At 69.1% G+C, this 24,033-nt stretch carries 24 protein-coding genes; 11 read left to right on the plus strand and 13 right to left on the minus strand.

Annotation, left to right across the window (positions count from 1 at the left end; translation table 11 throughout):
* Nucleotides 1-640: aldehyde dehydrogenase family protein (locus RA210_RS15110; protein ID WP_201487110.1), on the minus strand; the 640-nt coding region annotated here is incomplete at its 3' end.
* A gap of 356 nt (nt 641-996) precedes the next feature.
* On the opposite strand from RA210_RS15110, the gene qhpR reads away from it, so the two are divergent.
* Nucleotides 997-2,064, plus strand: coding sequence for an AraC-like transcriptional regulator QhpR (qhpR, locus tag RA210_RS15115; RefSeq protein WP_136489355.1), 1,068 nt, complete (start codon nt 997-999; stop codon nt 2,062-2,064).
* A 24-nt stretch (nt 2,065-2,088) separates the two neighbouring features.
* Here the strand turns inward: qhpR and adhP are convergent, their stop codons facing one another.
* The 3 genes from adhP to RA210_RS22225 all read right to left on the minus strand — a co-directional run bounded on the left by adhP (nt 2,089) and on the right by RA210_RS22225 (nt 4,748).
* Nucleotides 2,089-3,117, minus strand: coding sequence for an alcohol dehydrogenase AdhP (adhP, locus tag RA210_RS15120; protein WP_136489354.1), 1,029 nt, complete (start codon nt 3,115-3,117; stop codon nt 2,089-2,091).
* A gap of 158 nt (nt 3,118-3,275) precedes the next feature.
* Nucleotides 3,276-3,605, minus strand: a complete 330-nt coding sequence (locus RA210_RS15125; protein ID WP_136489353.1) for a hypothetical protein — start codon at nt 3,603-3,605, stop codon at nt 3,276-3,278.
* A 528-nt stretch (nt 3,606-4,133) separates the two neighbouring features.
* Nucleotides 4,134-4,748 (minus strand): LuxR C-terminal-related transcriptional regulator, encoded by a 615-nt coding sequence (locus RA210_RS22225; protein WP_201487112.1) that lies wholly within the window; start codon nt 4,746-4,748, stop codon nt 4,134-4,136.
* A 356-nt stretch (nt 4,749-5,104) separates the two neighbouring features.
* On the opposite strand from RA210_RS22225, the gene RA210_RS15135 reads away from it, so the two are divergent.
* From RA210_RS15135 to zapE, 6 genes are all read left to right on the plus strand, one after another.
* On the plus strand, nt 5,105-6,475 hold the full coding sequence (locus RA210_RS15135) for an NAD(P)-binding domain-containing protein (protein ID WP_201487114.1): 1,371 nt from the start codon (nt 5,105-5,107) through the stop codon (nt 6,473-6,475).
* A gap of 155 nt (nt 6,476-6,630) precedes the next feature.
* Nucleotides 6,631-8,970: a DUF1989 domain-containing protein gene (locus tag RA210_RS15140; RefSeq protein ID WP_201487116.1), complete on the plus strand. Its 2,340-nt coding sequence runs from the start codon at nt 6,631-6,633 to the stop codon at nt 8,968-8,970.
* Nucleotides 8,971-9,018: 48 nt separating this feature from the next.
* Nucleotides 9,019-10,338, plus strand: a complete 1,320-nt coding sequence (locus tag RA210_RS15145; protein ID WP_201487118.1) for an ammonium transporter — start codon at nt 9,019-9,021, stop codon at nt 10,336-10,338.
* Between the two features lie 292 nt (nt 10,339-10,630).
* Entirely contained in the window at nt 10,631-11,104 is a 474-nt protein-coding gene (locus tag RA210_RS15150) for a hypothetical protein (protein WP_201487120.1), read from the plus strand.
* A gap of 113 nt (nt 11,105-11,217) precedes the next feature.
* The gene (locus RA210_RS15155) at nt 11,218-11,673 is read left to right on the plus strand and encodes a nucleoside deaminase (RefSeq protein WP_201487122.1); all 456 of its coding nucleotides are present in this window, start codon (nt 11,218-11,220) and stop codon (nt 11,671-11,673) included.
* On the plus strand, nt 11,674-12,810 hold the full coding sequence (gene zapE / locus RA210_RS15160; protein WP_136489346.1) for a cell division protein ZapE: 1,137 nt from the start codon (nt 11,674-11,676) through the stop codon (nt 12,808-12,810). It abuts the gene before it with no gap.
* A gap of 156 nt (nt 12,811-12,966) precedes the next feature.
* Here the strand turns inward: zapE and RA210_RS15165 are convergent, their stop codons facing one another.
* The 7 genes from RA210_RS15165 to RA210_RS15195 all read right to left on the minus strand — a co-directional run bounded on the left by RA210_RS15165 (nt 12,967) and on the right by RA210_RS15195 (nt 18,736).
* Nucleotides 12,967-13,437 carry a hypothetical protein gene (locus RA210_RS15165; protein WP_136489345.1) on the minus strand — a complete coding sequence of 157 codons (471 nt, stop codon included), beginning with the start codon at nt 13,435-13,437 and terminating at the stop codon, nt 12,967-12,969.
* A gap of 163 nt (nt 13,438-13,600) precedes the next feature.
* Complete coding sequence (locus tag RA210_RS15170) at nt 13,601-13,945, minus strand: DMT family transporter (protein ID WP_136489344.1); 345 nt, start codon at nt 13,943-13,945, stop codon at nt 13,601-13,603.
* Between the two features lie 175 nt (nt 13,946-14,120).
* Nucleotides 14,121-15,254: an aminomethyltransferase family protein gene (locus tag RA210_RS15175; protein WP_201487124.1), complete on the minus strand. Its 1,134-nt coding sequence runs from the start codon at nt 15,252-15,254 to the stop codon at nt 14,121-14,123.
* A gap of 127 nt (nt 15,255-15,381) precedes the next feature.
* The gene (locus RA210_RS15180; RefSeq protein ID WP_201487126.1) at nt 15,382-16,410 is read right to left on the minus strand and encodes a heme-dependent oxidative N-demethylase family protein; all 1,029 of its coding nucleotides are present in this window, start codon (nt 16,408-16,410) and stop codon (nt 15,382-15,384) included.
* A 15-nt stretch (nt 16,411-16,425) separates the two neighbouring features.
* Nucleotides 16,426-17,385 carry a PDR/VanB family oxidoreductase gene (locus RA210_RS15185; RefSeq protein WP_201487127.1) on the minus strand — a complete coding sequence of 320 codons (960 nt, stop codon included), beginning with the start codon at nt 17,383-17,385 and terminating at the stop codon, nt 16,426-16,428.
* A complete protein-coding gene (locus RA210_RS15190; protein ID WP_136489340.1) occupies nt 17,382-17,897 on the minus strand; it encodes a dimethylamine monooxygenase subunit DmmA family protein in 516 nt (171 codons plus the stop codon). Before RA210_RS15190 ends, RA210_RS15185 begins: the two co-directional genes overlap by 4 nt.
* A gap of 293 nt (nt 17,898-18,190) precedes the next feature.
* Nucleotides 18,191-18,736, minus strand: coding sequence for a hypothetical protein (locus RA210_RS15195; RefSeq protein WP_201487129.1), 546 nt, complete (start codon nt 18,734-18,736; stop codon nt 18,191-18,193).
* A gap of 178 nt (nt 18,737-18,914) precedes the next feature.
* Here RA210_RS15195 and RA210_RS15200 point away from each other — a divergent pair, with 178 nt between their 5' ends.
* The 3 genes from RA210_RS15200 (at nt 18,915) to RA210_RS15210 (ending at nt 22,156) form a co-directional block, all read left to right on the plus strand.
* Nucleotides 18,915-20,219 carry an ATP-binding protein gene (locus tag RA210_RS15200; protein WP_201487132.1) on the plus strand — a complete coding sequence of 435 codons (1,305 nt, stop codon included), beginning with the start codon at nt 18,915-18,917 and terminating at the stop codon, nt 20,217-20,219.
* Nucleotide 20,220: 1 nt separating this feature from the next.
* Complete coding sequence (locus RA210_RS15205; RefSeq protein ID WP_201487134.1) at nt 20,221-21,129, plus strand: response regulator; 909 nt, start codon at nt 20,221-20,223, stop codon at nt 21,127-21,129.
* 244 nt (nt 21,130-21,373) lie between these two features.
* Nucleotides 21,374-22,156, plus strand: coding sequence for a TorF family putative porin (locus RA210_RS15210; RefSeq protein ID WP_201487136.1), 783 nt, complete (start codon nt 21,374-21,376; stop codon nt 22,154-22,156).
* Between the two features lie 62 nt (nt 22,157-22,218).
* Here RA210_RS15210 and gstA read toward each other — a convergent pair whose 3' ends face one another.
* Nucleotides 22,219-22,827 carry a glutathione transferase GstA gene (gene gstA, locus RA210_RS15215; RefSeq protein ID WP_201487138.1) on the minus strand — a complete coding sequence of 203 codons (609 nt, stop codon included), beginning with the start codon at nt 22,825-22,827 and terminating at the stop codon, nt 22,219-22,221.
* A 25-nt stretch (nt 22,828-22,852) separates the two neighbouring features.
* Nucleotides 22,853-23,161, minus strand: coding sequence for a hypothetical protein (locus tag RA210_RS15220; protein WP_201487140.1), 309 nt, complete (start codon nt 23,159-23,161; stop codon nt 22,853-22,855).
* Here RA210_RS15220 and RA210_RS15225 point away from each other — a divergent pair.
* Nucleotides 23,160-24,026: an isocitrate lyase/PEP mutase family protein gene (locus tag RA210_RS15225; protein WP_201487142.1), complete on the plus strand. Its 867-nt coding sequence runs from the start codon at nt 23,160-23,162 to the stop codon at nt 24,024-24,026. The genes RA210_RS15220 and RA210_RS15225 overlap by 2 nt on opposite strands.
* Nucleotides 24,027-24,033: the final 7 nt, after the last annotated feature.

The following is a 24,033-nucleotide window of genomic DNA, read 5'->3' on the forward strand; positions in this document are numbered from 1 at the left end:
TGAGCACGCCCTTGGGCAGCAGGTCGCCGATGATCTCCAGCAGCACGGTGATCGACAGCGGAGTCTGCTCGGCCGGCTTCAGCACGATGCAGTTGCCGGCGGCCAGCGCCGGGGCCAGCTTCCAGGCCGCCATCAGCAGCGGGAAGTTCCACGGAATGATCTGGCCGACCACGCCCAGCGGCTCGTGGAAGTGGTAGGCGGCGGTGGTGTCGTTGATCTCGGCGGCGGCGCCTTCCTGGGCGCGGATGCAGCCGGCGAAGTAGCGGAAGTGGTCGGCGGAGAGCGGCACGTCGGCGTTGAGGGTCTCGCGCACGGCCTTGCCGTTGTCCCAGGTCTCGGCGACGGCGAGCACTTCCAGGTTCTGCTCGATGCGGTCGGCGATTCTGAGCAGGATGTTGGCGCGGTCCTGCACCGAGGTGCGGCCCCAGGCGTCGGCGGCGGCGTGGGCGGCGTCCAGCGCCAGCTCGATGTCGGCGGCATCGGAGCGCGGGAATTCGGCGATCACCTCGCCGGTGACCGGCGTGGTGTTGGTGAAGTACTGGCCGTTGACCGGCGCGACGAACTCGCCGCCGATGTAGTTGCCGTAGCGCGGCTTGAGGGAAAGGATGGCGCCTGCGCTGCCCGGTTGTGCGTAGATCATGCTGACTCTCCGAAACGACGATTCTTGTAGTTGTGGCGCTGCGCACTGACGGCGGGGCGCGGCGGCCTGGAGACGATCATGCGCCGCCCGTCCCCGCCTGACTTGACCGTCGCGGAGAGGTGCTGTCGTGCGAAGTCAACTTTTGCGTCGCCGCCGGCCGCGTGTCACCCGCGGTCAAATCGCCCGCGTCGTCGCGCTGCGGGTGTTTCCAAACCACCCGCCTTGCGCACCGTTCCGGTGCGGCACGCTTCCGGCGCCGGCCTGTGAGCCGCGCGAGCGCTGGGGTGGCGCGGCATGCGAGAGCCCGGCGCGGAACTTGCTTGGAATTGCCGGTTGTTCCTGCGGAGAGTTCCACCATGAGCCCGTTGCTCGCCCCTCCTGCCGGCCTGGCCGGCCTGCCGGAGTTGTCCGCCCAGCGCCACAGCGGCGTGCTGGCCGCGGCCGCCAGCGGCCTGTGCAGCTTCATCGACCGGCACGGCGGCGATCCCGACCGCATCCTCGGCGTCTCGGGCATCGACCCCGAGCAATTGCAGCACCCGACCCTGAGCCTGGCGCTGCCCAACTACTGCCAGGTGCTGGAAGAAGCGGCGCGGCAGTCCGGCTGCGACAATTTCGGCCTGTACTACGGCCAGCAGTTCAGGCCGCAGGAACTCGGCCTGCTCGGCTACATCGGCCTGTGCTCGGCGACCCTCGAGCAGGCGCTGATCAACTTCGCCCGCGCCTTCCCGCTGCACCAGCGCAACAGCCTGATCCGCCTGGTCGACGAGGGCGAGTGCTACCGCTTCGACTACCAGGTGCGCCACGGCGCCATCCTGGTCCGCCGCCAGGATGCCGAGCTGACCCTGGGCATGGCTCTCAACCTGATCCGCCACGTGCTGGGCAGCCAGTGGGCGCCGCGCGCCGTGCACTTCGAGCACCCGCGCCCGGAGCACTGGCACGAGCACTGCAAGGTGTTCGACGCCCCGGTGTACTTCGAGCAGCCGTGCAATTCGCTGCTGATCCCCAAGCGCGACCTCGGCCGCGCCATGCCCGAGCACAACCCGACCCTGCTGCTGGTGATGCAGGACTCGCTGCGCCAGCTCAGCCTGGCCGGCCGCGAGGCACCGAACATCGTCGACGACACCCGCGCCCGGGTGCGCCAGCAGCTGCTGGCCGGCGAGCCGAGCCTGGAGGATGTCGCCGAGCAGATGGGCCTGGCCAGCTGGTCGCTGCAGCGCCGCCTGCGCGAGCAGGGCCTCACCTTCAGCCAGCTGGTCGACAAGGTGCGCTGCGAGCTGGCCACCCACTACCTGCGCCAGCAGCAGCTGCCGATCTCCGAGCTGGCGCCGCTGCTCGGCTACTCGGAAACCAGCGCCTTCTCGCGCGCCTTCCGCCGCTGGTTCGGCGTCAGCCCGCGGCAGTGGCGCCAGGGCGGCGCGCACTGAGCGACGCCCGCCCCGGCGGCTGGCTCAGGCGCCGAAGTCGAGGACGATGCGCCCCTCGATCTGCCCCCTGTGCATGCGGGCGAAGATGTCGTTGATGTTTTCCAGCGGCTCGCTGGCGACCGTGGCGTGCACCTTGCCCTGGCCGGCGAAGTCCAGCGCCTCCTGCAGGTCCAGGCGGGTACCGACGATGGAGCCGCGCACCGTGGTGCCGTTGAGCACCATGTCGAAGATCGACAGGCTGAACTCGCCGGGCGGCAGGCCGTTGAGGGCGACGGTGCCGCCGCGGCGGGCCATGCCCAGGGCCTGCTCGAAGGCCTTCGCCGAGACGGCGGTGACCAGCACGCCGTGCATGCCGCCGACCTCCTGCTGCAGGTAAGCCGCCGGGTCCTGCTGGCGGGCGTTGACGGTGAGGCTGGCGCCGAGCCGCCGGGCGAACTCGAGCTTGGCGTCGTCGACGTCCACCGCGGCGACGTTCAGGCCCATGGCGCAGGCGTACTGCACGGCCATGTGACCGAGGCCGCCGATGCCGGAGATCGCCACCCACTGGCCCGGACGGGTATCGGTCATCTTCAGGCCCTTGTAGACGGTCACTCCGGCGCAGAGGATCGGCGCGATCTCGACGAAGCCGACGTTGTCCGGCAGACGGCCGACGTACTCGGCCTCGGCCAGCGCGTATTCGGCGAAGCCGCCGTTCACCGAGTAGCCGGTGTTGTGTTGCGCGAGGCAGAGGGTTTCCCAGCCGCCCAGGCAGTGCTCGCAATGGCCGCAGGCGGAGTGCAGCCAGGGAATGCCGACCCGGTCGCCTTCCCTGATGTGGGTGACCCCGGCGCCCACGGCGACCACGTGGCCGACGCCCTCGTGGCCGGGAATGAACGGTGGCTGGGGCTTGACCGGCCAGTCGCCCTGGGCGGCGTGCAGGTCGGTGTGGCAGACGCCGCAGGCGGCGATCTTCACCAGCAGTTGGCCGGGACCGGGGGTGGGTACCGGTACTTCGCGGATCTCCAGCGGCTTGCCGAATGCGGCGACAACCGCCGCTTTCATCGTCTTGGCCATGATGATGGCCCTCGTCGAGCGGATGGATGACCCATTCAGTAAAGACCGCCCGGTGTGGCTCGCCAGACCAGGGGACGGAAGGCGGATGAGCGCGCAAAAAAAAGCCTGACCCGCGAGGGTCAGGCAAAACTGAGGGTTGTTGCTCGTTTCAGCCGCGATCAGCAGTAGCGATCGATGTAGGCGATCTCGGGCTGGCTGCGAACTGCCGGCCATTCCTGTTGCAGGGTCTGGTACACGCGGCCGATGAATTCCTTGTCGGCGGCGGCCTTCTTGCCCACGTAGCCCTTGCCGCGGTGGTAGGTGCGCAGGCGGGCGCGCATGCCGGGGGTGCGCTTCTCGAATTCGTCCTCGCCGAGTTCCGGTGCCAGGGTGTCCAGGTGCACCTCGCCGCACTCGCTGATCCACAGGATGTGGCTGCCGTGGGTGTCCTTGCGGGTGGCGAACAGCTTGGCCAGGTCTTCGGGAGTGTGCTGGTTGTTCAGATTCATGGTGTGAGCCCCTTAATTGTCGGTCGAAAACGTCGATTCTGAATTTGGGTGGACCCGGATACCGTCGGCGGTAGGCCGACGAGTGCACGCTGGGTCGCCTCTCAACCTGAGCCTGATGTAGCGCTGATCCAAGCGAGCTACAGAAGGCGGCAGAGCGTTGAAGCCTGCGGCGGGATCGCAGGGTCGGGGAGCAGGAGGTGGACGTTCGAAGATGCGGGAAGGCTCAACCGAGCAGCATACGGCCTTGGCCAGCATCATGAAGACGTTTCACCAGCGCTTCTCGTCCGCAGACGAACTTGCCAGTCAACTTCATCAGTCTGCCTTGTGGGCAGTACAAGCACGGGAGTCCGGCTGGTGGGCCGGAGAGACGCTGGAACCCCTTGCCAGGGCCCCCGCGTCTGGGAGTGGCTTCATCCTGCAATGCGGGATGGGCCCTCGTCAACAGTTTTGTAGCGTTTTTTTTGCCGCACTACAAAAGCACTACGGAAAGCCAGTACCAAGGTAGCGAGTCGGCCTGGATGAATGCCGCTAACGCGCCATCACCACCCCCTCCAGCTCCAGCACCTCGCCGCTGCCTGCGTAGATGCCGCCGCCGCGCTCCTGCACCGGACGCTCGCTGCCGTCGGCGCACAGCAGGCGGTAGTCGACGCTGAAGGGGCGGCCTTCCTGCAGGCCGCGCTGCACCGCCAGCCACACCCGCTGGCGGTCGGCGGGATGGATCAGGCTGTTCCAGCTCAGCCGCCGGCTGCCGACCAACTGCGCGGGGCTGTAGCCGGTCAGCGCCAGGCAACCGCCGCTGACGTAGGCCATGCTCCAGTGCGGGTCGTTGCGGCAGCGGTAGAGCATCAGCGGCAGGTCGTCGAGCAGGTTGCCCAGATCCTGCGGGCCGACCGCCAGGTGACGCACCTCCGGCAGCGACGCCTCCCGCTGCTCGCCGGAACGATGGGCCCAGGCCGCCAGCTCCAGGCGCGAATGCAGGCCGAGCTTGCTCAGCAGGTGGCGGACGTGAACCTTCACCGTGCCGTCGCTGATGCCCAGCTGGCGGGCGATCAGCTTGTTGCTCAGGCCCTCGGCGATCAGCGCCAGGGTCTGCCGTTCCCGTTCGGTCAACTCGGGCGCGCCCGGCCCCGGGGCGCCCATCATCCCCGCTCTCCCAGCCGGCGGGTGGGCATGTTCGCGTGCGACGCCATGGGTAGTCCCTCGCAGAAAGGATCGCCGGAACCACGCAGCAAGTTCCGTGCCCCAGGCGCGTCGCCGCGCGAAACCTGCAGGAAACCATCTTTCCCTCCAGGCATATCAACCCCCCCTGCACCAACGCGAAGCAGAGCGTCCGTTGCCCGCCTGTTCGCGGTGCTTCAGCGCCGATCAGCCACCGATCTACCTCCAACGGCGTATCTCCACCGGCAGAGTTTCGCCGCGGCGCGGTCACGGTAGCGTAATTCGCAACGGGAAATTTTGTTTCCCAAGAATCCGCCACTCACCGTTCCCAGGAGCTGACCATGACCACTCGCATCGCCATCATCGGCGCCGGCCCCTCGGGCCTTGCCCAGCTGCGCGCCTTCCAGTCCGCCAGGGCCAAGGGCGCCGAGATCCCCGAACTGGTCTGCTTCGAGAAGCAGCAGGACTGGGGCGGCATGTGGAACTACACCTGGCGCACCGGCCTCGACGAGAACGGCGAGCCGGTGCACGGCAGCATGTACCGCTACCTGTGGTCGAACGGGCCCAAGGAGTGCCTGGAGTTCGCCGACTACACCTTCGACGAGCACTTCGGCCGGCCGATCGGCTCCTACCCGCCGCGCGAAGTGCTGTGGGACTACATCAAGGGCCGCGTGGAGAAGGCCGGCGTGCGCGACTACATCCGCTTCAACAGCGCGGTGCGCCAGGTCAGCTTCGATCCGGCCAGCGGCCTGTTCACCGTCAGCGTGCACGACTACACGAAGCACGAAACCTACGCGGAAACCTTCGACTACGTGGTCTGCGCCAGCGGCCACTTCTCCACCCCCAACGTGCCCTACTTCCCGGGCTTCGAGAGCTTTGCCGGCCGGGTGCTGCACGCCCACGACTTCCGCGACGCGCTGGAGTTCAAGGGCAAGGACGTGCTGATCGTCGGCGCCAGCTACTCGGCCGAGGACATCGGCTCGCAATGCTACAAGTACGGCGCTCGCTCGATCACCAGCTGCTACCGCAGCGCGCCCATGGGCTACCAGTGGCCGGCCAACTGGGAGGAGAAGCCGCTGCTGGAGCGCGTCGAGGGTCACAGCGCCTGGTTCGCCGACGGCAGCCACAAACACATCGACGCGGTGATCCTGTGCACCGGCTACAAGCACCACTTCCCCTTCCTCGCCGAGGAGCTGTGCCTGAAGACCGACAACCGCCTGTGGCCGCTGAACCTGTACAAGGGCGTGTTCTGGGAGGCCAACCCGAAGCTGATCTACCTGGGCATGCAGGACCAGTGGTACAGCTTCAACATGTTCGACGCCCAGGCCTGGTACGTGCGCGACGTGCTGCTCGGCCGCATCGCCCTGCCCGGGCGCGAGGAAATGCACGCGGAGAACCTCGCCTGGCGCGCCGAGGAGGAAACCCTGCAGGACGCCAGGGAAATGTTCGAGTTCCAGGGCAAGTACATCCAGCAGTTGATCGACGCCACCGACTATCCGCGCTTCGACATCGCCGCGGTGAACCAGACCTTCCTGCAATGGAAGAAGGACAAGTACGCGGACATCATGGGCTACCGCGACAAGTGCCATCGCTCGCTGATGACCGGCACCCTGGCCACCCCCCACCACACCCCCTGGCTCGACGCGCTGGACGACTCGATGGCCGCCTACCTGTCCGACCAGCCGGAGCAGTCGCTCAAGGCGGTCGGCTGACGCCCGTAGGGTGCGCCATGCGCACCACGCGCGTGCCCGATGGTGCGCACGGCGCACCCACCGGACCTCGACGGCGCCACCACACGGTGCGCGCGGCGCACTACGAGACCTGTCCTCCCGAAGACTTCCGCCGCGCCCTCGCGCAGGAGCCTTGCATGCACACGCCCGTGATTTCCCGACCGCGCGAACCCGCGCTGTTCGCCCGCGCCCCGGCGCTGGAACGCCACCGCGTCGCCCCCGGCGGGCTGACCGTGGTCGCCCTCGAGCCCGGCGACCGTCTCGAGGTGATCGACCTCGAAGGCCGGCAGAGCGCCGAGCTGCTGGCCTTCGCCGGCGGCCGTGCCGCCCTGAGCGCCCTCGGCCTGAGCGCCAGCCCCGGCGCGCGCTTCATCGGCGAGCTGCTCGCCGACGACAGCGCCGCATCGCTGCACACCCGCCTCGGTCTGGCCCGGCGCGACATCGACTGCCGCGCACTGCCCGACGCCGCCCGCCTGTGGGACGGCGACACCGCGGCCGGCTTCTCCCGCCGGTTCACCGCCGGCGCCGCGCTGCTGGTGCTGGTCGCCGCCCCCGGCGGCGCAGTGGCGGTGGATAGCCAGCAGCGCGCCAGCGAGCTGCGCCTGCTCATCCGGCGCGCCAACCCGCGCAGCGTGCTGGCCCCGCCGCTGCCGGCGCCGCTCGGCGAGCTGGTCGACGAGTTCACCATCAGCCCCGGCACGGCGCGCGACTACGTGGTCGCGGCCGGCCAGTACGTGCAGGTGCTCGACGTGGCCGGCCGGCAGTGCTCGGACTTCGTCGCCTTCGACCGCCGCGGCCTCGATGGCGGCCGCGAGATCGACCTCGACCCCACCGTGACCCGCACCCTCAACGGCAACGCCTATCCCGGCCCGGGGCTGTTCAGCAAGTTCTTCGACCGCGACCTGCAGCCGATGCTGGAAGTGGTGCGCGACACCGTCGGCCGCCACGACACCTTCGCCCTCGCCTGCACGTCGCGCTACTACGAAAGCCAGGGCTACTTCGGCCACGCCAACTGCAGCGACAACCTCAGCCGCGCGCTGGCTGCCCATGGCGTGGGCGCCCGCGCCGGCTGGCCGGCGATCAACTTCTTCTTCAACACCGGCATCGACGCCCACCAGCAGCTGACCCTCGACGAGCCGTGGTCGCGCCCCGGCGACTACGTGCTGCTGCGCGCGCTGACCGACCTGGTGTGCGCCAGCAGTTCCTGCCCGGACGACATCGATCCGGCCAACGGCTGGCAGCCGACCGACATCCACATCCGCGTGTATTCCGCCAAGGAGCGTTTCAGCATGGCCATGGCCACCCGCAAGACCGCCGACGCCGACCCGGTGCTGACCCGCGAGAGCGGCTTCCACCCCGGCACCAGCGCGCTGACCGGCAACTTCGTCGACTACCGCGGCTGGTGGACGCCGACCCACTACGCGGGCTTCGGCGCCATCGAGGAGTACCACGGTTGCCGCGAACGGGTGGCGGTGATGGACCTGTCCGCGCTGCGCAAGTTCGAGGTGCTCGGCCCGGACGCCGAGGCGCTGCTCAACTACTGCCTGACCCGCGACGTGCGCAAGCTGGCGGTCGGCCAGGTGGTGTACTCGGCGATGTGCTACGAGCACGGCGGCATGCTCGACGACGGCACCCTGCTGCGTCTCGGCCCGGACGCCTTCCGCTGGATCGGCGGCGAGGACTTCGCCGGCGACTGGCTGCGCCAGCAGGCCGACAAGCTCGGCATGAAGGTGTGGGTGAAGTCCGCCTCCGAGCAGATCCACAACGTCGCCGTGCAGGGGCCGCGCTCGCGCGAGCTGCTCAGCCAGATGATCTGGACGCCGCCCAGCCAGCCGCAACTGGAAGAACTCGGCTGGTTCCGCTTCCTGGTCGGCCGCCTCGACGACTACAACGGCTGCCCGCTGATGGTCTCGCGCACCGGCTACACCGGCGAGCTGGGCTACGAGATCTGGTGCCACCCCAGCGACGCCATGCAGGTCTGGCAGCGCCTGTGGCAGCTCGGCGAGCCCATGGGGCTGGTGCCGCTTGGCCTGCACGCGCTGGACATGCTGCGCATCGAGGCCGGGCTGATCTTCGCCGGCTACGAGTTCTGCGACCAGACCGACCCGTTCGAGGCCGGCATCGGCTTCTGCGTGCCGCTGAAAAGCAAGCAGGACGACTTTATCGGCCGCGAAGCGCTGCTGCGCCGCAGCGCCCATCCGCAGCACAAGCTGGTCGGCCTGGTGCTGGACGGCAACGAGCCGGCGCAGCACGGCGACTGCGTGCGCGACGGCCGCGCGCAGATCGGCGTGGTCACCAGCGCCACCCGCTCGCCGCTGACCGGCAGGAACGTCGCCCTGTGCCGGCTGGACATCGGCTACTGCACACCCGGCACCGCGGTGGGGATCGGCAAGCTCGACGGCCAGCAGAAGCGCATCGCCGCCACCGTGACCGCGCCGATCTTCTACGACCCGGACAAGAGCCGCGTGCGCGCCTGAGCGCCGCTCCCCTGCTCATCGCTTACCACTCAACCAGAGGAACAGACCATGAAGCGATTCGGACTTCTGCGTCGCAGCCTGATCGGCACGCTCCTGCTATCGGGCTCCATCGGAGCATGGGCGGATGACGCCGCCCCGACATTGAACAGCGGCGACACCGCCTTCGTGGTGGTGTGCGCGCTGGTGGTGCTGCTGATGACCCTGCCCGGCCTGGGCCTGTTCTACGGCGGCATGGCGCGCAGCAAGAACGTGCTGTCGGTGCTGATGCAGGTGTTCTCCGGCGCCGCGCTGATGGCGCTGCTGTTCGCCGTCTACGGCTACAGCCTGACCTTCACCGACGGCGGCGAGCTGCAGGCGTTCATCGGCGGCACCGACAAGCTGTTCCTGCAGGGCGTCGGTCCGGACTCGCTGCAGGGCAGCATTCCCGAGCTGCTGTACTTCCTGTTCATGCTGCTGTTCGCCGCCATCACCCCGCCGATCATCGTCGGCTCCTTCGCCGAGCGCATGAAGTTCTCCGCCGTGATGGTGTTCATGGCGCTGTGGCTGACCCTCAACTACATCCCCATGGCGCACATGGCCTGGGGCGGCGGCTGGGTGTTCGCCCTCGGCGTGCAGGACTTCGCCGGCGGCAACGTGGTGCACCTCAACGTCGGCATCGCCTCGCTGGTCGGCGCCTGGCTGATCGGCCGGCGCCGCGGCTTCGGCACCGCGACCCTGTCGCCACACAACATGACCATGACCGTCACCGGCGGCTGCCTGCTGTGGGTCGGCTGGCTGGGCTTCTGCGGCGGCTGCGTGCTGGCGGCCAACGGCTTCGCCATGCTGGTGATGGTCAACACCATGCTGGCAAGCTGCGCCGGCGCCCTGGCCTGGATGCTCGCCGAGTGGCAGTACCGCGGCAAGCCGAGCATGTTCGGCGCGGTGTCCGGCGCCATCGCCGGGCTGGTGGCGGTCACCCCGGCGTGCGGCTTCGTCGGCCCGATGGGCGCCATCGGCCTGGGCCTGATCGCCGCACCGATCTGCGTCTGGGCCGTCGACAGGCTCAAGCCGCTGATCGGCCTGGACGACGCCTTCGACGTGTTCGGCGTGCACGGCGTCGCCGGCATCGTCGGCGGCCTGCTCACCCCGGTGTTCGCCATGAGCGTCCTCGGCGGCCAGGGCTTCGCCGCAGGACGCGGACTGCTCGACCAGCTGGCGGTCAACGGCGGTGCCATGCTGTTCAGCATCCTCTACTCGGCGCTGAGCAGCTGGCTGGCGTTCAAGCTCGCCGCGCTGCTGTGCCGGGGCCTGCGCGTCGACGAGGAGCACGAGGTCTACGGCCTGGATCTCTCCAGCCACGGCGAGGTCGGCTACAAGTACGCCAACTGAGTTCCCCGCCCCGCGGCCCGTCCGGCCGCGGGGCGGTGCGTGCCGGCCAGCGGCGACGGCTCCCGGATGGCGGCATGGCCGGGCCACGCCCTGCGGCACCATGTCACGCACAGGAATGTGACGCAGCGCACAAAGCACGCGCGCCGCCGCCATCGCCGCGTAAGACCTTGATCGACTTCGACGCCGCCGCCGCCTTGGGCATACTCCCGTCGCTCGACGCGCGAGCGGTGCGCCCCGCCGCTCACGGCCCCATGGGGGGTTTCTTGGCCAATAACGAAAGAAAAATAGAAAAATGAAAATTCGCTGCTTTGCACCCGCTGTCGCTCTCCTCGTCGTCGCCCACCAGGCCATCGCCCAGGGCGATCCCGCCCAACAGCCGTTCAAGTACCTCGACCTGCCGGTGAAGGAGGCCGCCAGCCGCGCCGGCGTGCAGCCCAACCAGGCCAACAACGTGGTGTTCGACACCGCCAGGCACCACGTCTTCCTCGAGGCTGACGGCACCAGCATCGGCTACGCCGACGTCGAGTTCCGCGGTACTCCCCCGTGCAGCCCGAAGCAGCCGCTCGACTCGGTGGCGGCGCTCAAGGAACTGGGCGTCGACGCCAGCGCGCTCGAACTGGCCATCGACAAGCCCGACAACCACACCTACTACGACCACCAGCAGGGCATCAAGGTGAGCGTCACCTGCAACTACGAAGGTGCCCCGCTGACCGCCGGCTTCAGCCGCAAGCAGTACGGCGTGCTGATGGGCAGCACCAACCGCTGATGTCCCGCCCCCGGGCTGCCGCGGCCCGGGGCGCAGATTTCCGGCAACACATCGGCCAACGCGCCAGACAGGGTTATGATGGCTTCCCGACCGTTCCATCGCGAGGAAGCCCCATGGATACGTTCATGCAAGCCGCCATCGAGGAAGCCCGAGCGGGCCTCGCCGAGGGCGGCATCCCCATCGGCTCGGTGATCGTCCACCGGGGCCGCATCATCGGCCGCGGCCACAACCGCCGGGTGCAGCAGGGCAGCGCCATCCGCCACGGCGAGATGGACGCCTTCGAGAACGCCGGCCGCCAGCCGGCCAGCGTCTACCGCGACGCGGTGCTCTACACCACCCTGTCGCCCTGCCCGATGTGCAGCGGCGCCATCCTGCTCTACGGCATCCCGAAGGTGATCGTCGGCGAGAACCGTACCTTCATGGGCGAGGAGGAGCTGCTGCGCGCGCGCGGCGTGCAGGTCGAGGTGCTGCAGGATGAAACCTGCATCGCCCTGATGCGCGAGTTCATCGCTGCGCGTCCCGAGCTGTGGAACGAGGACATCGGCGTCGACGACGCGGGGCAGGCCTGAATGCCGCACGGCGCCACCGAGCACCGCCCCCTGGCGCCGCTGGCCGCCTGGCAGGCCGCCGTCGCCGCCGGCTTCCAGGCCGACGAGGCCCAGCGCCAGGCCGCGCAGCTGCTGGACGACTGCCATGCGGCGCTGCACCGCAGCGGCCCGCCGCCACGCGGGGTGTACCTGTGGGGGCCGGTCGGCCGCGGCAAGACCTGGCTGATGGACCAGTTCCACGCCAGCCTGCAGGTGCCGGCGCGGCGCCAGCACTTCCACCATTTCATGCGCTGGGTGCACCGCCGCCTGTTCCAGCTCACCGGCACCGCCGACCCGCTGCCGGCGCTGGCCCGCGAACTGGCCGCCGAGGTGCGCGTGCTGTGCTTCGACGAGCTGTTCGTCAGCGACATCGGCGACGCCATGCTGCTCGGCCCGCTGCTGCAGGCGCTGTTCGTCGAGCAGGTCACCGTGGTCGCCACCTCCAACCAGCCGCCGGCGCAGCTGTACGCCGATGGCTTCAACCGCCAGCGCTTCCTGCCGGCGATCGCCGCCCTCGAGCGGCACATGCAGGTGGTGGCGGTGGACGGCGGCACCGATCACCGCCTGCATCCCGGCGCGCTGCAGCAGCGCTACTGGATCGCCGAGACCGGCCAGCCCAGCGCGCTGGAGGCGGTGTTCGCGCAGCTGAGCGCCGGCCTGCCGGTGTCCACCGAGCCGGTCGAGATCGGCCCGCGCCGGATCGGCGCGCTGCGCCACAGCCCGGCGGCGCTCTGGTGCCGCTACGCCGACCTCTGCCAGCAGCCGCTGGCGGCCTTCGACTTCATCGCCCTGTGCGACCGCTTCCCGGCGATCCTGCTCGGCGAAGTGCCCAACCTCAGCGCCCGCCGGCGCGCCGCGCGCATCGCCCGCGGCACCGAGGACGGCGTGGAACGGGTGGTCGCCGGCGACCGCCAGTTGCCCGAGCTGTCGGTGCTCGACGACAGCGTGCGGCGCTTCATCGCCCTGGTCGACGAGTGCTACGACCGCCGCGTGCCGCTGTACCTGGAAGCGCAGGTGGCGCTGGAGCAGCTGTACACCGAGGGCGGCCTGGCCTTCCCGTTCCGCCGCACGCTGAGCCGCCTGCGCGAGATGCAGCTGGCGCGCTTCGCCAGGCCCTGAACGCCTCGCGCGAGCGCCGGGCAGGCGCAACCTGCGCCAGTCCGGGCGCGCCATCGCAGCCGGGAAGTCGGTCTGCTGCGGCGACCGCGCGCGTCAGGCGGCAGCAAGGGCAGGAGTGCGATCCTGCCTTGCCGCCTGCGGGGAAAACCTCATGCGTCAGGCCGAGGCGCGACGCGCCTGCAGCCGCTGCTCGCCCTCGCGGATCCGCTCGGCAAGGCCCAGCAGATCGCCGGGGCTGAAATACAGCCTGCGCGACAGCGCGCCGAGGCTCATGCGCCAGACCCCCTCCTCCCGGCCGGGACGCCCCTGCTCGGCCTCGTACACCCAGACGCTCCCGTACACCACCACGCTGCCGCTGACGGTCAGCATGCCGGAGGCGCCCGCCCCGCTCCACTCGCCACCATCGAGCAGCTGGCAGCAGCCAATGCCGCGGACCCGCCGCACGAACATCTGTTCGGCGTCGACCACGCCATGGGCGAAGGAGCAATCGATGAAGACCCGGCACAGCTCGGCCTGGCACAGGGTCAGCAACTGCCGGCTGCCCAGGGACAGGCCGGTCAGTTCACGCAAACGATCCAGAGCCTGCGACGCATCCAGCCACGACTCCGGGCAATACGCCATGTCCATCCCTTGCCTCCTTATGGCTGTTGTTCTTGTAGGAATAAGGCTAGCAGCCACGCTGGAGGGCGTCGCTGCGACTTTCCGCAGAAGCGGAAAATATCCGACCGACATGGTGGGACGACTGGCGGCATGGCACCGGCCCGCCGGCGCAGATGAACCGCTGCGCGGCTCAGGCCAGTTGCGGCGAAAACAGCTTGAGCCCGACCACCCCGGCGACGATCAGCGCCAGGCAGGCGATACGCCCGGCGTTGGCGGCCTCGCCGAGGAAGGCGATGCCGTAGATCGCCGTGCCCACCGCGCCGATGCCGACCCACACCGCATAGGCGGTGCCCACCGGCAGGGTGCGCATGGCCAGGGCCAGCAGGTACAGGCTGAGGCCGATGAACAGCGCGCAGTAGAGCGTCGGCCACAGGCGGGTGAAGCCTGCGGTCCTCGGGATGACGGCGGCATAGCAGATCTCGCAGATGCCGGCGCTGATCAGGAACCACCAGCCGGCGCTGGTACCGGTGAACATGTCTCCCCCCTTGCAATGAAAAACAGGCGGCACGTCCGTGTGCCGCCCGGTTCCTGCCCCAGGAACTCGTTGACGGACGCCGACCATCGTGCGGGCGGCGCCGGTATCTATTCGCAGGGTGCGCCATGCGCACCGCCCCGATGTGGAGAGCGGTGCGCACGGCGCCCCCCACTGATCAGCCCTTGGCCGTGCGCTTCTTCTTCTCCGGGTCGTCGAACGGCATGCTGTGGGCGATGGCCTTGACGTTCAGGCTGCCACGCACCTCCAGCGGGCAGCCCTGCTCGGCGTAGGGCACCTCCATCCGCGCGATGGCCATCGACTGGCCGGTCAGACGCGAGTACATGGCGCAGGTGATCACCCCGACCTGGCGGCCGTCGGCCCACAGGCTGTCGCCGCCGGCGGCGGCCTGCTCGCCCTCGAGCAGCACGCCGAAGATCCGGAAACGCTCCTTGCCCTTGAGCCTTGCATGTTCCAGGCCACCGCGGAACTCGCCCTTGGTCGGCGACACGGTGAAGTCCAGGCCCAGTTCCCACAGGGTGTCCCCGGCGGCCTGGTCGGCGAATGGGTACATCTCCGAGTTGTCGTAGGGGAAGAACAGCAGGTAGCTCTCCACCCGCAGCCAGTCCAGCGCGGTGAAGGCGCAGGGGATGATGCCCAGCGCCTTGCCCTTCTCCAGGATGGTGTCCCAGAGCAGCGGGGCGTCGGCGGCCTTGCAGAAGATCTCGTAGCCGCGCTCGCCGGTGTAGCCGGTGCGCGAGATCATCACCGGACAGCCGAACAGCCTGGTCTGCAGGTGGTGGAAGTACGGCAGCTCGCGGATGCCGGGCACGTGCTCGGCGAGGAAGTCCACCGCCAGCGGGCCCTGCAGGGAGAGGTCGTGCAGGTCGTCGTCGAACAGCACCGCCACCTGGCGGCCCTGGGCCGAGCGCACCAGCATCTCGTAGCCCTGGCCGGCGCCGTGCACCACCATGAAGGCGTTGGGGCCGGTGCGGTAGATCACGCAGTCGTCGACGAACTTGCCGCTCTCGCTGAGCATGGTCGCGTACACCGACTTGCCCGGATACAGCTTGGAAATGTCGCGGCTGGTGGCGTATTCGAGCAGCGATTCGGCGTGCGGGCCGACGTAGTGGACCTTCTTCAGCCCGGACACGTCCATCAGTCCCGCACGGGTGCGGATCGCCTCGTGGGCCTCGGCCAGCGAGGTGGCGCCGTAGGTCCAGGCGGTGCCCATGCCGTTCCAGTCCTCGAGGGCCGAGCCGAGGGCGCGATGGCGGGAAGCCAGGGCGGAAATTCGCCAGGAATTGGCCATGTCGTTCTCCTTGATCTTTCGGGCGCGCGCCGGCCCATCCGGCGCACGCAAGGCGGTCGGGGTATTAGGGTAATCGCAGGGTGGATGACGCCGCCTGCGGCTTATCCACCGGCCATGGTGGGTAACGCTACGCAGCGACCCCGGCGTCGGGGTCGTATTGGCGCAGCCAGTCCACCACCGTCTGCCGGTAGCGGGTCAGGCCCTTGTAGTCGGCGATGGCCTCGGGCAGGTCGCGCAGCACGCGGTGCAGGCGCCGCGCCCAGACCGGGTTGCTCGCCAGCTCCTCGAGGCTGATCAGGTAGGTGCGGATGCCGAACAGCAGCGCATTGCTGCGCGGCAGGCGCGCCATGTGCTGCAGCTCGACGCGCAGGTGCACCAGTTTCGCGACGTTGTCCGCGGTGACCAGGCCGCGCTCGTGGCCCCACTCGTGGAAGGTTTCCGAGGAAGTGTCCAGGCGCGGGTTGACGGTCATGGTCCAGTTCAGCCGGCGCGCCGGGCGCTCGACCGGGATGTTCAGCAAAAACTTCAGCGCGCGGTCGAACACGCCCAGCTGGTGGGCCATCGGCACCGGCGCATGCCACTGCCTGAAGCTCATGCCGGCGTCGAAGGCCAGCGACCAGTCGGCCGGCCCGGTGACCAGGCCGGCGTCCATGAACAGGTCGCCGTCACGCTGGTCGAGCAGGGCGAAGTCGCCCTGCACCTGGCGGCCGATGTACTCCAGCGGCTCGTACGGCAAGGTGTCGGCGTCGCCGAAGGTGAAGCGCTGGCAGATGTCGAGGGCATGGTTCTCCCAGGTCCACTGGTCGCCGTCGCGGGTCAGGCGGAACAGCTCCGGGTAATCGGCGGCCAGGTGGGTCATCAGCATTTCCAGCGCGTCCCAGCAGGCCTCGTGCATGTGCGGCATGACCACGCAGCGCAGCGGATCGCGGGCCAGCACCCGCGCACGCTCGGCGGTTTCCGAGCGGTAGTGCTCGTCGATGTCGAAGCAGTGCTCGAACACCGAGCCCGGCGCGCCGGAGCCGGCCGGTTCGATGTTGACCGAGTACATGTACTGGTCTTCGGGGAACGGGAAGGGAAAGCGCGCGATGGCCTGCGGGCTGTTGCGGAAGGTGAAATCGTCCCGGTAGCTTTCCAGCGGCTTGAGGGTGACGGACATGACGGACTACTCCTCTCAGAGATCGAGCAACAGGGTGCTGCCGCAACGGCCGCGGGAAACGCAGGGCATCAGTTGGCGGGTGCGTTCGGCGGCGCCGAGGCATGCGTCGCGATGCTCGACCTCGCCGGCGAGATGACGCGTCGCGCACTGGCCGCAGACCCCGCCGCGGCACAGGCTGGGCACCGCCACCCCGGCGGCCTCCAGCGCCTCCAGCAGGCTGACCTCGGCGGGTACCGCGATGCGCCGGCCGCTCCCCGCCAGCTCGGCGACGAAGGGTTCGGCCGGCGCACCGGCGCCGGGCGCGGCGGCGGCGAAGGCTTCCCAGTGCATCCGCTGCGCCGGCCAGCCGAGAGCGGCGGCCGCGTCGCGCACGCCGTCGATCAGCCGCTGCGGACCGCAGACGTAGACGTGGCTGCCGAGCGGCTGGCCAGCCAGCAGGGCCGCCAGGTCGAGGCGCGCGCCGGCGCCGGCGTCGTAGGCACGGAAGCGTGCGCCGAGACGTGCGGCCAGCTCGTCGCGATAGGCGTCGGTGAGGCCGCCGCGACAGGCATGGTGCAGTTCGAAGCTGGCGCCGCGACGCTGCAGTTCGGCGATCTGGGCGAGGAACGGGGTGATGCCGATGCCGCCGGCGATCAGCAGGTGATGCTGCGCCTGGGAATGCAGGGCGAACAGGTTGGCCGGCGGCGACAGCTGCAGGCGGTCGCCCTCGCCCACCTGCTCGTGCAGGAAGCGCGAGCCGCCGCGCGAGTCCTCCTGCAGGCGCACGGCGATGCGGTAGCGCGCGGGCTCGGCCGGATCGCCGAGCAGCGAGTAGGCGTTGCGCAGGGTGCGCTGCGCCGTCGGCAGGTGCACCAGCACATGGCTGCCGGCGGAAAAGCCGGGCAGCGTGCCGTGCGCGGCCTCGAAGGTGAATTCGCGCACCAGCGGGGTCAGCTGGCGCACCGCGGTCACCCGCACGTCGAGCAGTCCGCTCATGGCCGGGCCTCCGCGAAGGGCTGGTCCGGGTCCAGGCACACGCCCATGTAGGCGCCCAGGCGCCGGGAGAAATGCTCGCGCACCAGCAGGCGCACGCCGCAGCCCTGGCAGGTCACCTCACCCTCGCCGCCGATGCTCTGCAGGTGCGCGCAGTGCACGCAGTACAGCTCGCGGCGGCTGCCGGCACGCACCAGTTCGATCTCCTCGGCGAGCAGGCCGCTGCTGCGCGCCAGGCGGTAGACGCGCCAGAGGAAGCTCTCGTCGCCGCAGACGTACAGGCGGCTGCCGACCGGCGCCGCCGACAGCAGGGCGAGCACGCGCACCTGCAGCAGCTCGAAATCGCCGCCGCCGGCTTCGCCGTGCAGGGCGACCCGCTCCACCGCCCGGCCGTCGGCCGTCAGTTGCCCGTGCAGCCGGGCAGCCTCCTCCGCGCCGGCATCCTGGATCACCAGCAGGCGTCGCCCGCTGGCGAGGATGGAAACCTCCGGTGCGTACACCGGCTTGCTGGGCATTGCGCCCGTGACCGCGCCACTCATCCGCCACCCCTCCCGTGCTCCCGCCGGGCAACGCGGCCGGGGGCCGCTGCACGACGGATAAAATTACCCAAGAGAACATTTTGTTCTCAAAGGGAAAGCACATGGCATGCCAGACTCTTTCAATCCGTTGATTTGACGAGAGTTTCAGCGGGAGCAGGGAAATTCGCTTCGTCCCGCGGGAGCCCGGCCGACGACCGCGTGCACAGCCCTTGCGCACGCGGGGCGAAAATGGGGCGGCGGGCGACGCCGACAGGGCGCGATCGGGGCGCTTACTCGTCCTCGCCGTCTTCCTCGAGCTGCGCCCGCAGGCTCTCGTAGGCCGGCGCGGCGTAGATGCCCACCTCCACCGCCAGCTCCAGCACCCGCGGCAGGTCGGCGGTGTACACCAGCACGCACTGCAGCTCGTCGTCCAGCGGCTCGCTGAAGTCGACCAGCACGTAGCCGCCCTTCTCCGGATACAGCGCGCTCAGCTGCACCTGGATGCGGCGCAGGCCGGCGAGCAGGTCGGCCTTGGCCAGCTGCTTGGCGGTGAGCACGAAGGGCACGCCAGGGCCGAAGGAGTCGCGGATCTGCTGGAACAGCTCGCTGGGGCTGTCGCCCAGGAACAGCACGGTGTCCGGCAGGCTGCCGACCACCACCCATTCGCCCAGCGGGATGGGGAAGTCGTCGTCGTAGTTGATGTCGGGATTGGCGGCGAGGAACGCCTGCGGATCGGCATAGGCCTGGGCGGCCTCGTCGGCGATGCGGGCGATCTCGTCGTCGCGCATGCAGCCCGAACTGATCAGGGTGATCAGCTCAACCAGCTGGTCTTTCATGGGGAGGTCCTGTTGGGAGCCAAGGAAATTCGCCGGCATTTTCGCCGATGCCGCCGCCGGCGGATACGCCATTCGCCGGCCGGCGGAAAACCGCCGGCGCCAGCGGGCCGCGTTCACACCATCGCAACCTTGCGCTGTTTCAATGGCGGCCTCTCGCAACCGGAGGCCGGGAGCTGCCATGACCCACCAGAGAGTCCTGAACTACCTGCTGATGCCCGTGGCGCCGCTGGAGGCCGAGATGAGCATCGCCGACGTCGCCGACCGCCTGCTCACCCCGGAGTGCAAGGCGTTCCTGTCGCTGCCGGTGGTCGACGCCGATGGCCGCCCGCTGGGCCTGATCAGCCGCTACACCCTACAGGACATCTTCATGCTGCGCTTCGGCCGCGACCTGCACGGGCGCAAGCCGGTGCGCGAGGTGATGAACCCGGCGCCGCTGGTGGTCAGCCTGGAAAGCGGTCTCGAGGAGGCCGCCCAGGTGGTCACCTCGCAGCTCAGATACCCGATCACCGAGGACTTCATCCTGGTCGACGGCGAGGGCCGCTACCGGGGCCTGGGCACCGTGCTCGACCTGCTCAAGGCCATGGAGAAGCGCGTCGCCCAGCGCAACGCAGTGCTGCGCCGCACGCTGATCGACCTCAAGGAGTCGCAGGCGCAGCTGGTGCAGTCGGAGAAGATGGCCTCCCTCGGCCAGATGGTCGCCGGCGTCGCCCACGAGCTCAATACCCCGCTCGGCTACGTGAAGAACAACGTGCAGCTGCTGCACGAGCTGCAGGCGCCGCTGCTGCAGCTGGCCGAGGCGCAGCGCGAGCTGATCGCCTGCCTGCACGACCCGGACTGCGACGAAACCCGCCTGGCCAGCGCGCTGGACAACGCCAGCCGCAACCGCGAGGCCGCTGCCGCCGACGGCCTGGCCGAGGACCTCGCCCAGCTGTTCGACGACACCCTCTACGGCCTCGGCCAGATCGGCGAACTGGTGGCCGGCCTCAAGGACTTCGCCCGCCTCGACCGCGCCATGAGCGAGGAGATCGACCTCAACGACTGCGTGCGCAGCGCCCTGCTGATCGCCCGCAACAACCTCAAGGAGCGCGCCGAGGTGACCACCCGCCTCGGCGAGCTGCCGCGCATCCCCTGCGCGCCGTCGCAGATCAACCAGGTGCTGCTCAACCTGCTCAACAACGCCGCCCAGGCCATGGACGGCTTCGGCCGCATCCTGGTGAAGACCTGGGCCGACGAGGCCGCGGTGTTCGTCTCCGTGCAGGACAGCGGCAAGGGCATGCCGCCCGAGGTGCTGGCGAAGATCTTCGACCCCTTCTTCACCACCAAGCCGGTCGGCCAGGGCACCGGCCTCGGCCTGTCGATCAGCTTCAAGATCATCCAGGACCACGGCGGCAGCATCCGCGTCGCCTCCGAACCGGGGCGCGGCACGCGCTTCCTGATCCGCCTGCCGCGCCCGCAAGCGTCCCAGCTCAAGGAGAGTGCCTGACATGACCGCACCGATCCGCATCCTGTTCGTCGACGACGAAGAACGCATCCTGCGCAGCCTGGCCATGCAGTTCCGCCGCCAGTACGAGGTGCTCACCGAGAGCGACCCGCAGCGCGCGCTGGAGCGCCTGAAGAGCGAGGCGGTGCAGATCATCGTCAGCGACCAGCGCATGCCGCAGATGAGCGGCGCCGAGCTGCTCGAACAGGCCAGCGCCATCGCCCCGCAGACCCTGCGCATCCTGCTCACCGGCTACTCGGACCTCGACGCGGCGGTCGATGCGCTCAACAACGGCGGCATCTTCCGCTACCTGACCAAGCCCTGGGACCCGCAGGAGATGGCCTTCACCCTGCGCCAGGCGGCGGAGATCGCCGCCCGGCAGATGCCGGCGGAGACGCGCGACGAAGCCTCGGCGCTGCCGCTCAACGTGCTGCTGCTCGACGACGACGCGCAGACCCTGTCCAGCGTCGCCGGCTTCTGCGACGCCGGCGGCCACCGCCTGCTGCGCGCGCGCAACCTGCCCGAGGCCCTGCACCAGCTCAACACCGAGAGCGTCGACCTGCTGATCAGCGACCTGCGCCTGGCCGGCGAGGACACCGCGCCGCTGCTCAAGACCCTGGCCCAGGCCCATCCGCGCCTGCTCAGCCTGGTGGTCACGCCGTTCCGCGACACCCAGTCGCTGCTGCGCCTGATCAACGAGGCGCAGATCTTCCGCTACCTGCCCAAACCGATCCGCCCCGGGCTGTTCGAGAAGGGCCTGAGCGCCGCCGCGCGCCAGGCGCAGAGCTGGCGCGCGCAGCCGCAGGCCGTGGTGAGCCGCGTGGCCGAGGTGCCCAGGGAGGAGCCCGAGCGGCACAAGGTCGGCAACCTGCTGGGCATGCTCGGACGCCTGCGCGAGCGGCTGACCGCCTGAGGAGCCGGGCCCCAGTTGAAGGCCCGGCCGCCGCCAGCGCGCCCCACGCTGGTGCATGGCCTTCCCTGCCCGGCACGCTCGGGAATCCCGGGAAGATCCGCCATTTACACGCAACTCATTGATTTTAAAGGTCTTTCCAGAGTTGGCAAAGCAAATGCATAAGCCTGATCAGCTTATTCCAAAGCTGTATCAGAACTTAGAAGCCGGGGACCGAACCCTCGCTGCCAACTTAGGGACCAAGACCATGCTCAAGAAACTGACCCTCGCCATCGCCGCCGCCAGCGCCGTATCCGCCACCAGCTTCGCCGTCGCGGAAACCGTGCAAAGCCCGGTGGGCGACTTCGACATCAGCATGAACGTCGGCCTGACCACGGACTACATCTTCCGCGGCGTCTCCCAGACCCAGGGCAAGGGCGCCATCCAGGGCGGCCTGGACGTGGCCCACGACAGCGGTCTGTACATCGGCACCTGGGCCTCCAACGTCGACTTCATCGCCGCCGACGGCAACGACGCCAACGTCGAGTTCGACTACTACCTGGGCTTCGGCAACGACATCACCGAGAACGTCTCCTACGACCTGGGCTGGATCAAGTACGACTATCCGGGCGCCAGCGCCGCCAACTTCAGCGAGTTCTACGGCAGTGTCACCGCCTACGGCTTCAAGGTCGGCGCCGCCTACTCCGAAGACTTCCCGATGTTCGGCGGCAACGGCATCGCCGACGACAACAGCACCCTGTACTCCTACGTCGGCTACGAGTACACCCTGCCCTACGAGATCGGCCTGGCCCTGCAGTACGGCAACTACGACTTCAAGGACGACATCTTCCTCGACAGCGCCGGCGTCGCCAGCGAAGACTCCTACAACGACTGGTCGATCGGCCTGACCAGGACCCTGGCCGGCCTGGACTTCGGCCTGACCTACACCGACACCAGCCTCAGCGACAGCGAGTGCAAAGGCTTCGCCGCCGGCGGCAAGTCCGACTACTGCGACGCCAACTTCGTGCTGTCGGTCTCCAAGACCCTGTAAGCCGCTTTCGCCGCCGATGCACAAGGGGCGCCCGCAGGCGCCCCTTGTGCATCGGCACAGCGCTACTTGAGCAAGCCCTCCTCGCGCATCGCCTGCTGCACCGCCGGGCGCTCCGCCATCCGCGCCTGGTAGGCCGCCAGATCCGGCCAGGACGCCAGGTCGATCTTCATGAATCCGGTCCAGCTGACGATGGTGAACAGGTAGGCGTCGGCGACGGTGAAATGCCGGCCGCAGAGGAAGGCATTGCCCTTCAGCGCCTGGTTGACCAGGTTCAGGCGCTGGCCCACCCGCTCCAGCACCGCCTGCTTCCACTCCGGGGTGACCGCCGGGTTGAACAGCGTCCCCAATCCCTTGTGCAGTTCGCTGCTGATGAAGTTGAGCCACTCCAGCACGCGCCAGCGCTCCATGCTGCCGGCCGGCGGCAGCAGGCCGGCGCCCGGCCTGAGTTCGGCCAGGTACTGCAGGATGACCGCGTCCTCGGTGAGCACCTGGTCGTACTCCAGCTCCAGGGCCGGCACGTAGCCCTTGGGGTTGATGGCGTAGAAATCGCCGCCCCCGGCGACGGTGTGCGTCTTCAGGTCGACCCGGACCAGTTCGTGCTCCAGGCCCAGCTCGCACAGCACGATGTGCGCCGCCAGCGAGCAGGCGCCGGGGGTGTAGTAGAGCTTCATGCAGGTGTCCTCGAAGGTGGGCGACCTAAACACCATAGAAGTCGCTGGCGCTTTGCGCGAGGCGCGCAGGCAAGGTGCCGTTGTCGCGCCGCCATCCGTCGCCCCGCCCACGCCCGCTCCGCGGCGAAAGCTCGCTGAAAGCCTGACGCCCTAGCATGCCCCGGTAGCGGCGGAATTTCGCCACCGCCGAACCGGGTAGCGGCGCCCGTTCGCCACTCCAGCGCGCCAGCCGCCCAGCAAAGCGAGGAAAACCACGCAATACGACCTTCGGGTACAGGATTTGCAATACTTGAAAGGTACAAGACAAGACAAAGACACAAGGGATAACAAGCATGCAGAAATCCTGTCACCACCAGCTGCGCAAAGCCTTCCGTGCCCTGCTGGCCAGCAACGCCTGCTACCACACTGCCTCGGTGTTCGACCCGCTGTCCGCGCGCATCGCCGCCGACCTCGGCTTCGAGGTCGGCATCCTCGGCGGCTCGGTCGCCTCGCTGCAGGTGCTCGCCGCCCCCGACGTGGCGCTGATCACCCTCAGCGAATTCGCCGAGCAGGCCACCCGCATCGGCCGGGTCGCCCGCCTGCCGGTGATCGCCGACGCCGACCACGGCTACGGCAACGCGCTCAACGCCATGCGCACCGTCATCGAGCTGGAGCGCGCCGGCGTCGCCGCGCTGACCCTCGAGGACACCCTGCTGCCGGCCCAGTTCGGCCGCAAGTCCTACGACCTGATCAGCGTCGAGGAAGGCATCGGCAAGCTGCGCGCCGCCCAGGAAGTGCGCGACGACAAGGCGCTGGCGATCATCGCCCGCACCCATGCCGGCGTGCAGTCGCTGGAAGACGTGATCCACCGCACCCAGGCCTACCAGACCGCCGGCGCCGACGGCATCTGCCTGGTCGGCGTGCAGGACTTCGCCCACCTGGAAGCCATCGCCGAGGGCCTGCACGTGCCGCTGATGCTGGTCACCTACGGCAACCCGGAGCTGCGCGACGACAACCGCCTGGCCGACCTCGGCGTGCGCATCGTGGTCGACGGCCACGGCGCCTACTTCGCCGCGATCAAGGCCACCTACGACAGCCTGCGCGAGCAGCGCGGCATCGCCAGCGACAACGGCCTGAGCGCCTCGGAACTGGTGACCAAGTACACCCACCCGGACGACTACATCGCCTGGGCGCGCGAGCACATGAACGTCAAGGAGTGAGGCGCGC

The sequence above is a fragment of the Pseudomonas sp. OF001 genome (assembly GCF_904426495.1).
Classification (GTDB): domain Bacteria; phylum Pseudomonadota; class Gammaproteobacteria; order Pseudomonadales; family Pseudomonadaceae; genus Geopseudomonas.

Bases quoted from the DNA above. Each gene is read 5' to 3' on its own strand.
- qhpR (WP_136489355.1), top strand. From the start codon at position 997: ATGAGCCCGTTGCTCGCCCCTCCTGCCGGCCTGGCCGGCCTGCCGGAG.
- adhP (WP_136489354.1), bottom strand. From the start codon at position 3,117: ATGGCCAAGACGATGAAAGCGGCGGTTGTCGCCGCATTCGGCAAGCCG.
- RA210_RS15125 (WP_136489353.1), bottom strand. From the start codon at position 3,605: ATGAATCTGAACAACCAGCACACTCCCGAAGACCTGGCCAAGCTGTTC.
- RA210_RS22225 (WP_201487112.1), bottom strand. From the start codon at position 4,748: ATGATGGGCGCCCCGGGGCCGGGCGCGCCCGAGTTGACCGAACGGGAA.
- RA210_RS15135 (WP_201487114.1), top strand. From the start codon at position 5,105: ATGACCACTCGCATCGCCATCATCGGCGCCGGCCCCTCGGGCCTTGCC.
- RA210_RS15140 (WP_201487116.1), top strand. From the start codon at position 6,631: ATGCACACGCCCGTGATTTCCCGACCGCGCGAACCCGCGCTGTTCGCC.
- RA210_RS15145 (WP_201487118.1), top strand. From the start codon at position 9,019: ATGAAGCGATTCGGACTTCTGCGTCGCAGCCTGATCGGCACGCTCCTG.
- RA210_RS15150 (WP_201487120.1), top strand. From the start codon at position 10,631: ATGAAAATTCGCTGCTTTGCACCCGCTGTCGCTCTCCTCGTCGTCGCC.
- RA210_RS15155 (WP_201487122.1), top strand. From the start codon at position 11,218: ATGGATACGTTCATGCAAGCCGCCATCGAGGAAGCCCGAGCGGGCCTC.
- zapE (WP_136489346.1), top strand. From the start codon at position 11,674: ATGCCGCACGGCGCCACCGAGCACCGCCCCCTGGCGCCGCTGGCCGCC.
- RA210_RS15165 (WP_136489345.1), bottom strand. From the start codon at position 13,437: ATGGACATGGCGTATTGCCCGGAGTCGTGGCTGGATGCGTCGCAGGCT.
- RA210_RS15170 (WP_136489344.1), bottom strand. From the start codon at position 13,945: ATGTTCACCGGTACCAGCGCCGGCTGGTGGTTCCTGATCAGCGCCGGC.
- RA210_RS15175 (WP_201487124.1), bottom strand. From the start codon at position 15,254: ATGGCCAATTCCTGGCGAATTTCCGCCCTGGCTTCCCGCCATCGCGCC.
- RA210_RS15180 (WP_201487126.1), bottom strand. From the start codon at position 16,410: ATGTCCGTCACCCTCAAGCCGCTGGAAAGCTACCGGGACGATTTCACC.
- RA210_RS15185 (WP_201487127.1), bottom strand. From the start codon at position 17,385: ATGAGCGGACTGCTCGACGTGCGGGTGACCGCGGTGCGCCAGCTGACC.
- RA210_RS15190 (WP_136489340.1), bottom strand. From the start codon at position 17,897: ATGCCCAGCAAGCCGGTGTACGCACCGGAGGTTTCCATCCTCGCCAGC.
- RA210_RS15195 (WP_201487129.1), bottom strand. From the start codon at position 18,736: ATGAAAGACCAGCTGGTTGAGCTGATCACCCTGATCAGTTCGGGCTGC.
- RA210_RS15200 (WP_201487132.1), top strand. From the start codon at position 18,915: ATGACCCACCAGAGAGTCCTGAACTACCTGCTGATGCCCGTGGCGCCG.
- RA210_RS15205 (WP_201487134.1), top strand. From the start codon at position 20,221: ATGACCGCACCGATCCGCATCCTGTTCGTCGACGACGAAGAACGCATC.
- RA210_RS15210 (WP_201487136.1), top strand. From the start codon at position 21,374: ATGCTCAAGAAACTGACCCTCGCCATCGCCGCCGCCAGCGCCGTATCC.
- gstA (WP_201487138.1), bottom strand. From the start codon at position 22,827: ATGAAGCTCTACTACACCCCCGGCGCCTGCTCGCTGGCGGCGCACATC.
- RA210_RS15225 (WP_201487142.1), top strand. From the start codon at position 23,160: ATGCAGAAATCCTGTCACCACCAGCTGCGCAAAGCCTTCCGTGCCCTG.
- RA210_RS15220 (WP_201487140.1), bottom strand. From the start codon at position 23,161: ATGCTTGTTATCCCTTGTGTCTTTGTCTTGTCTTGTACCTTTCAAGTA.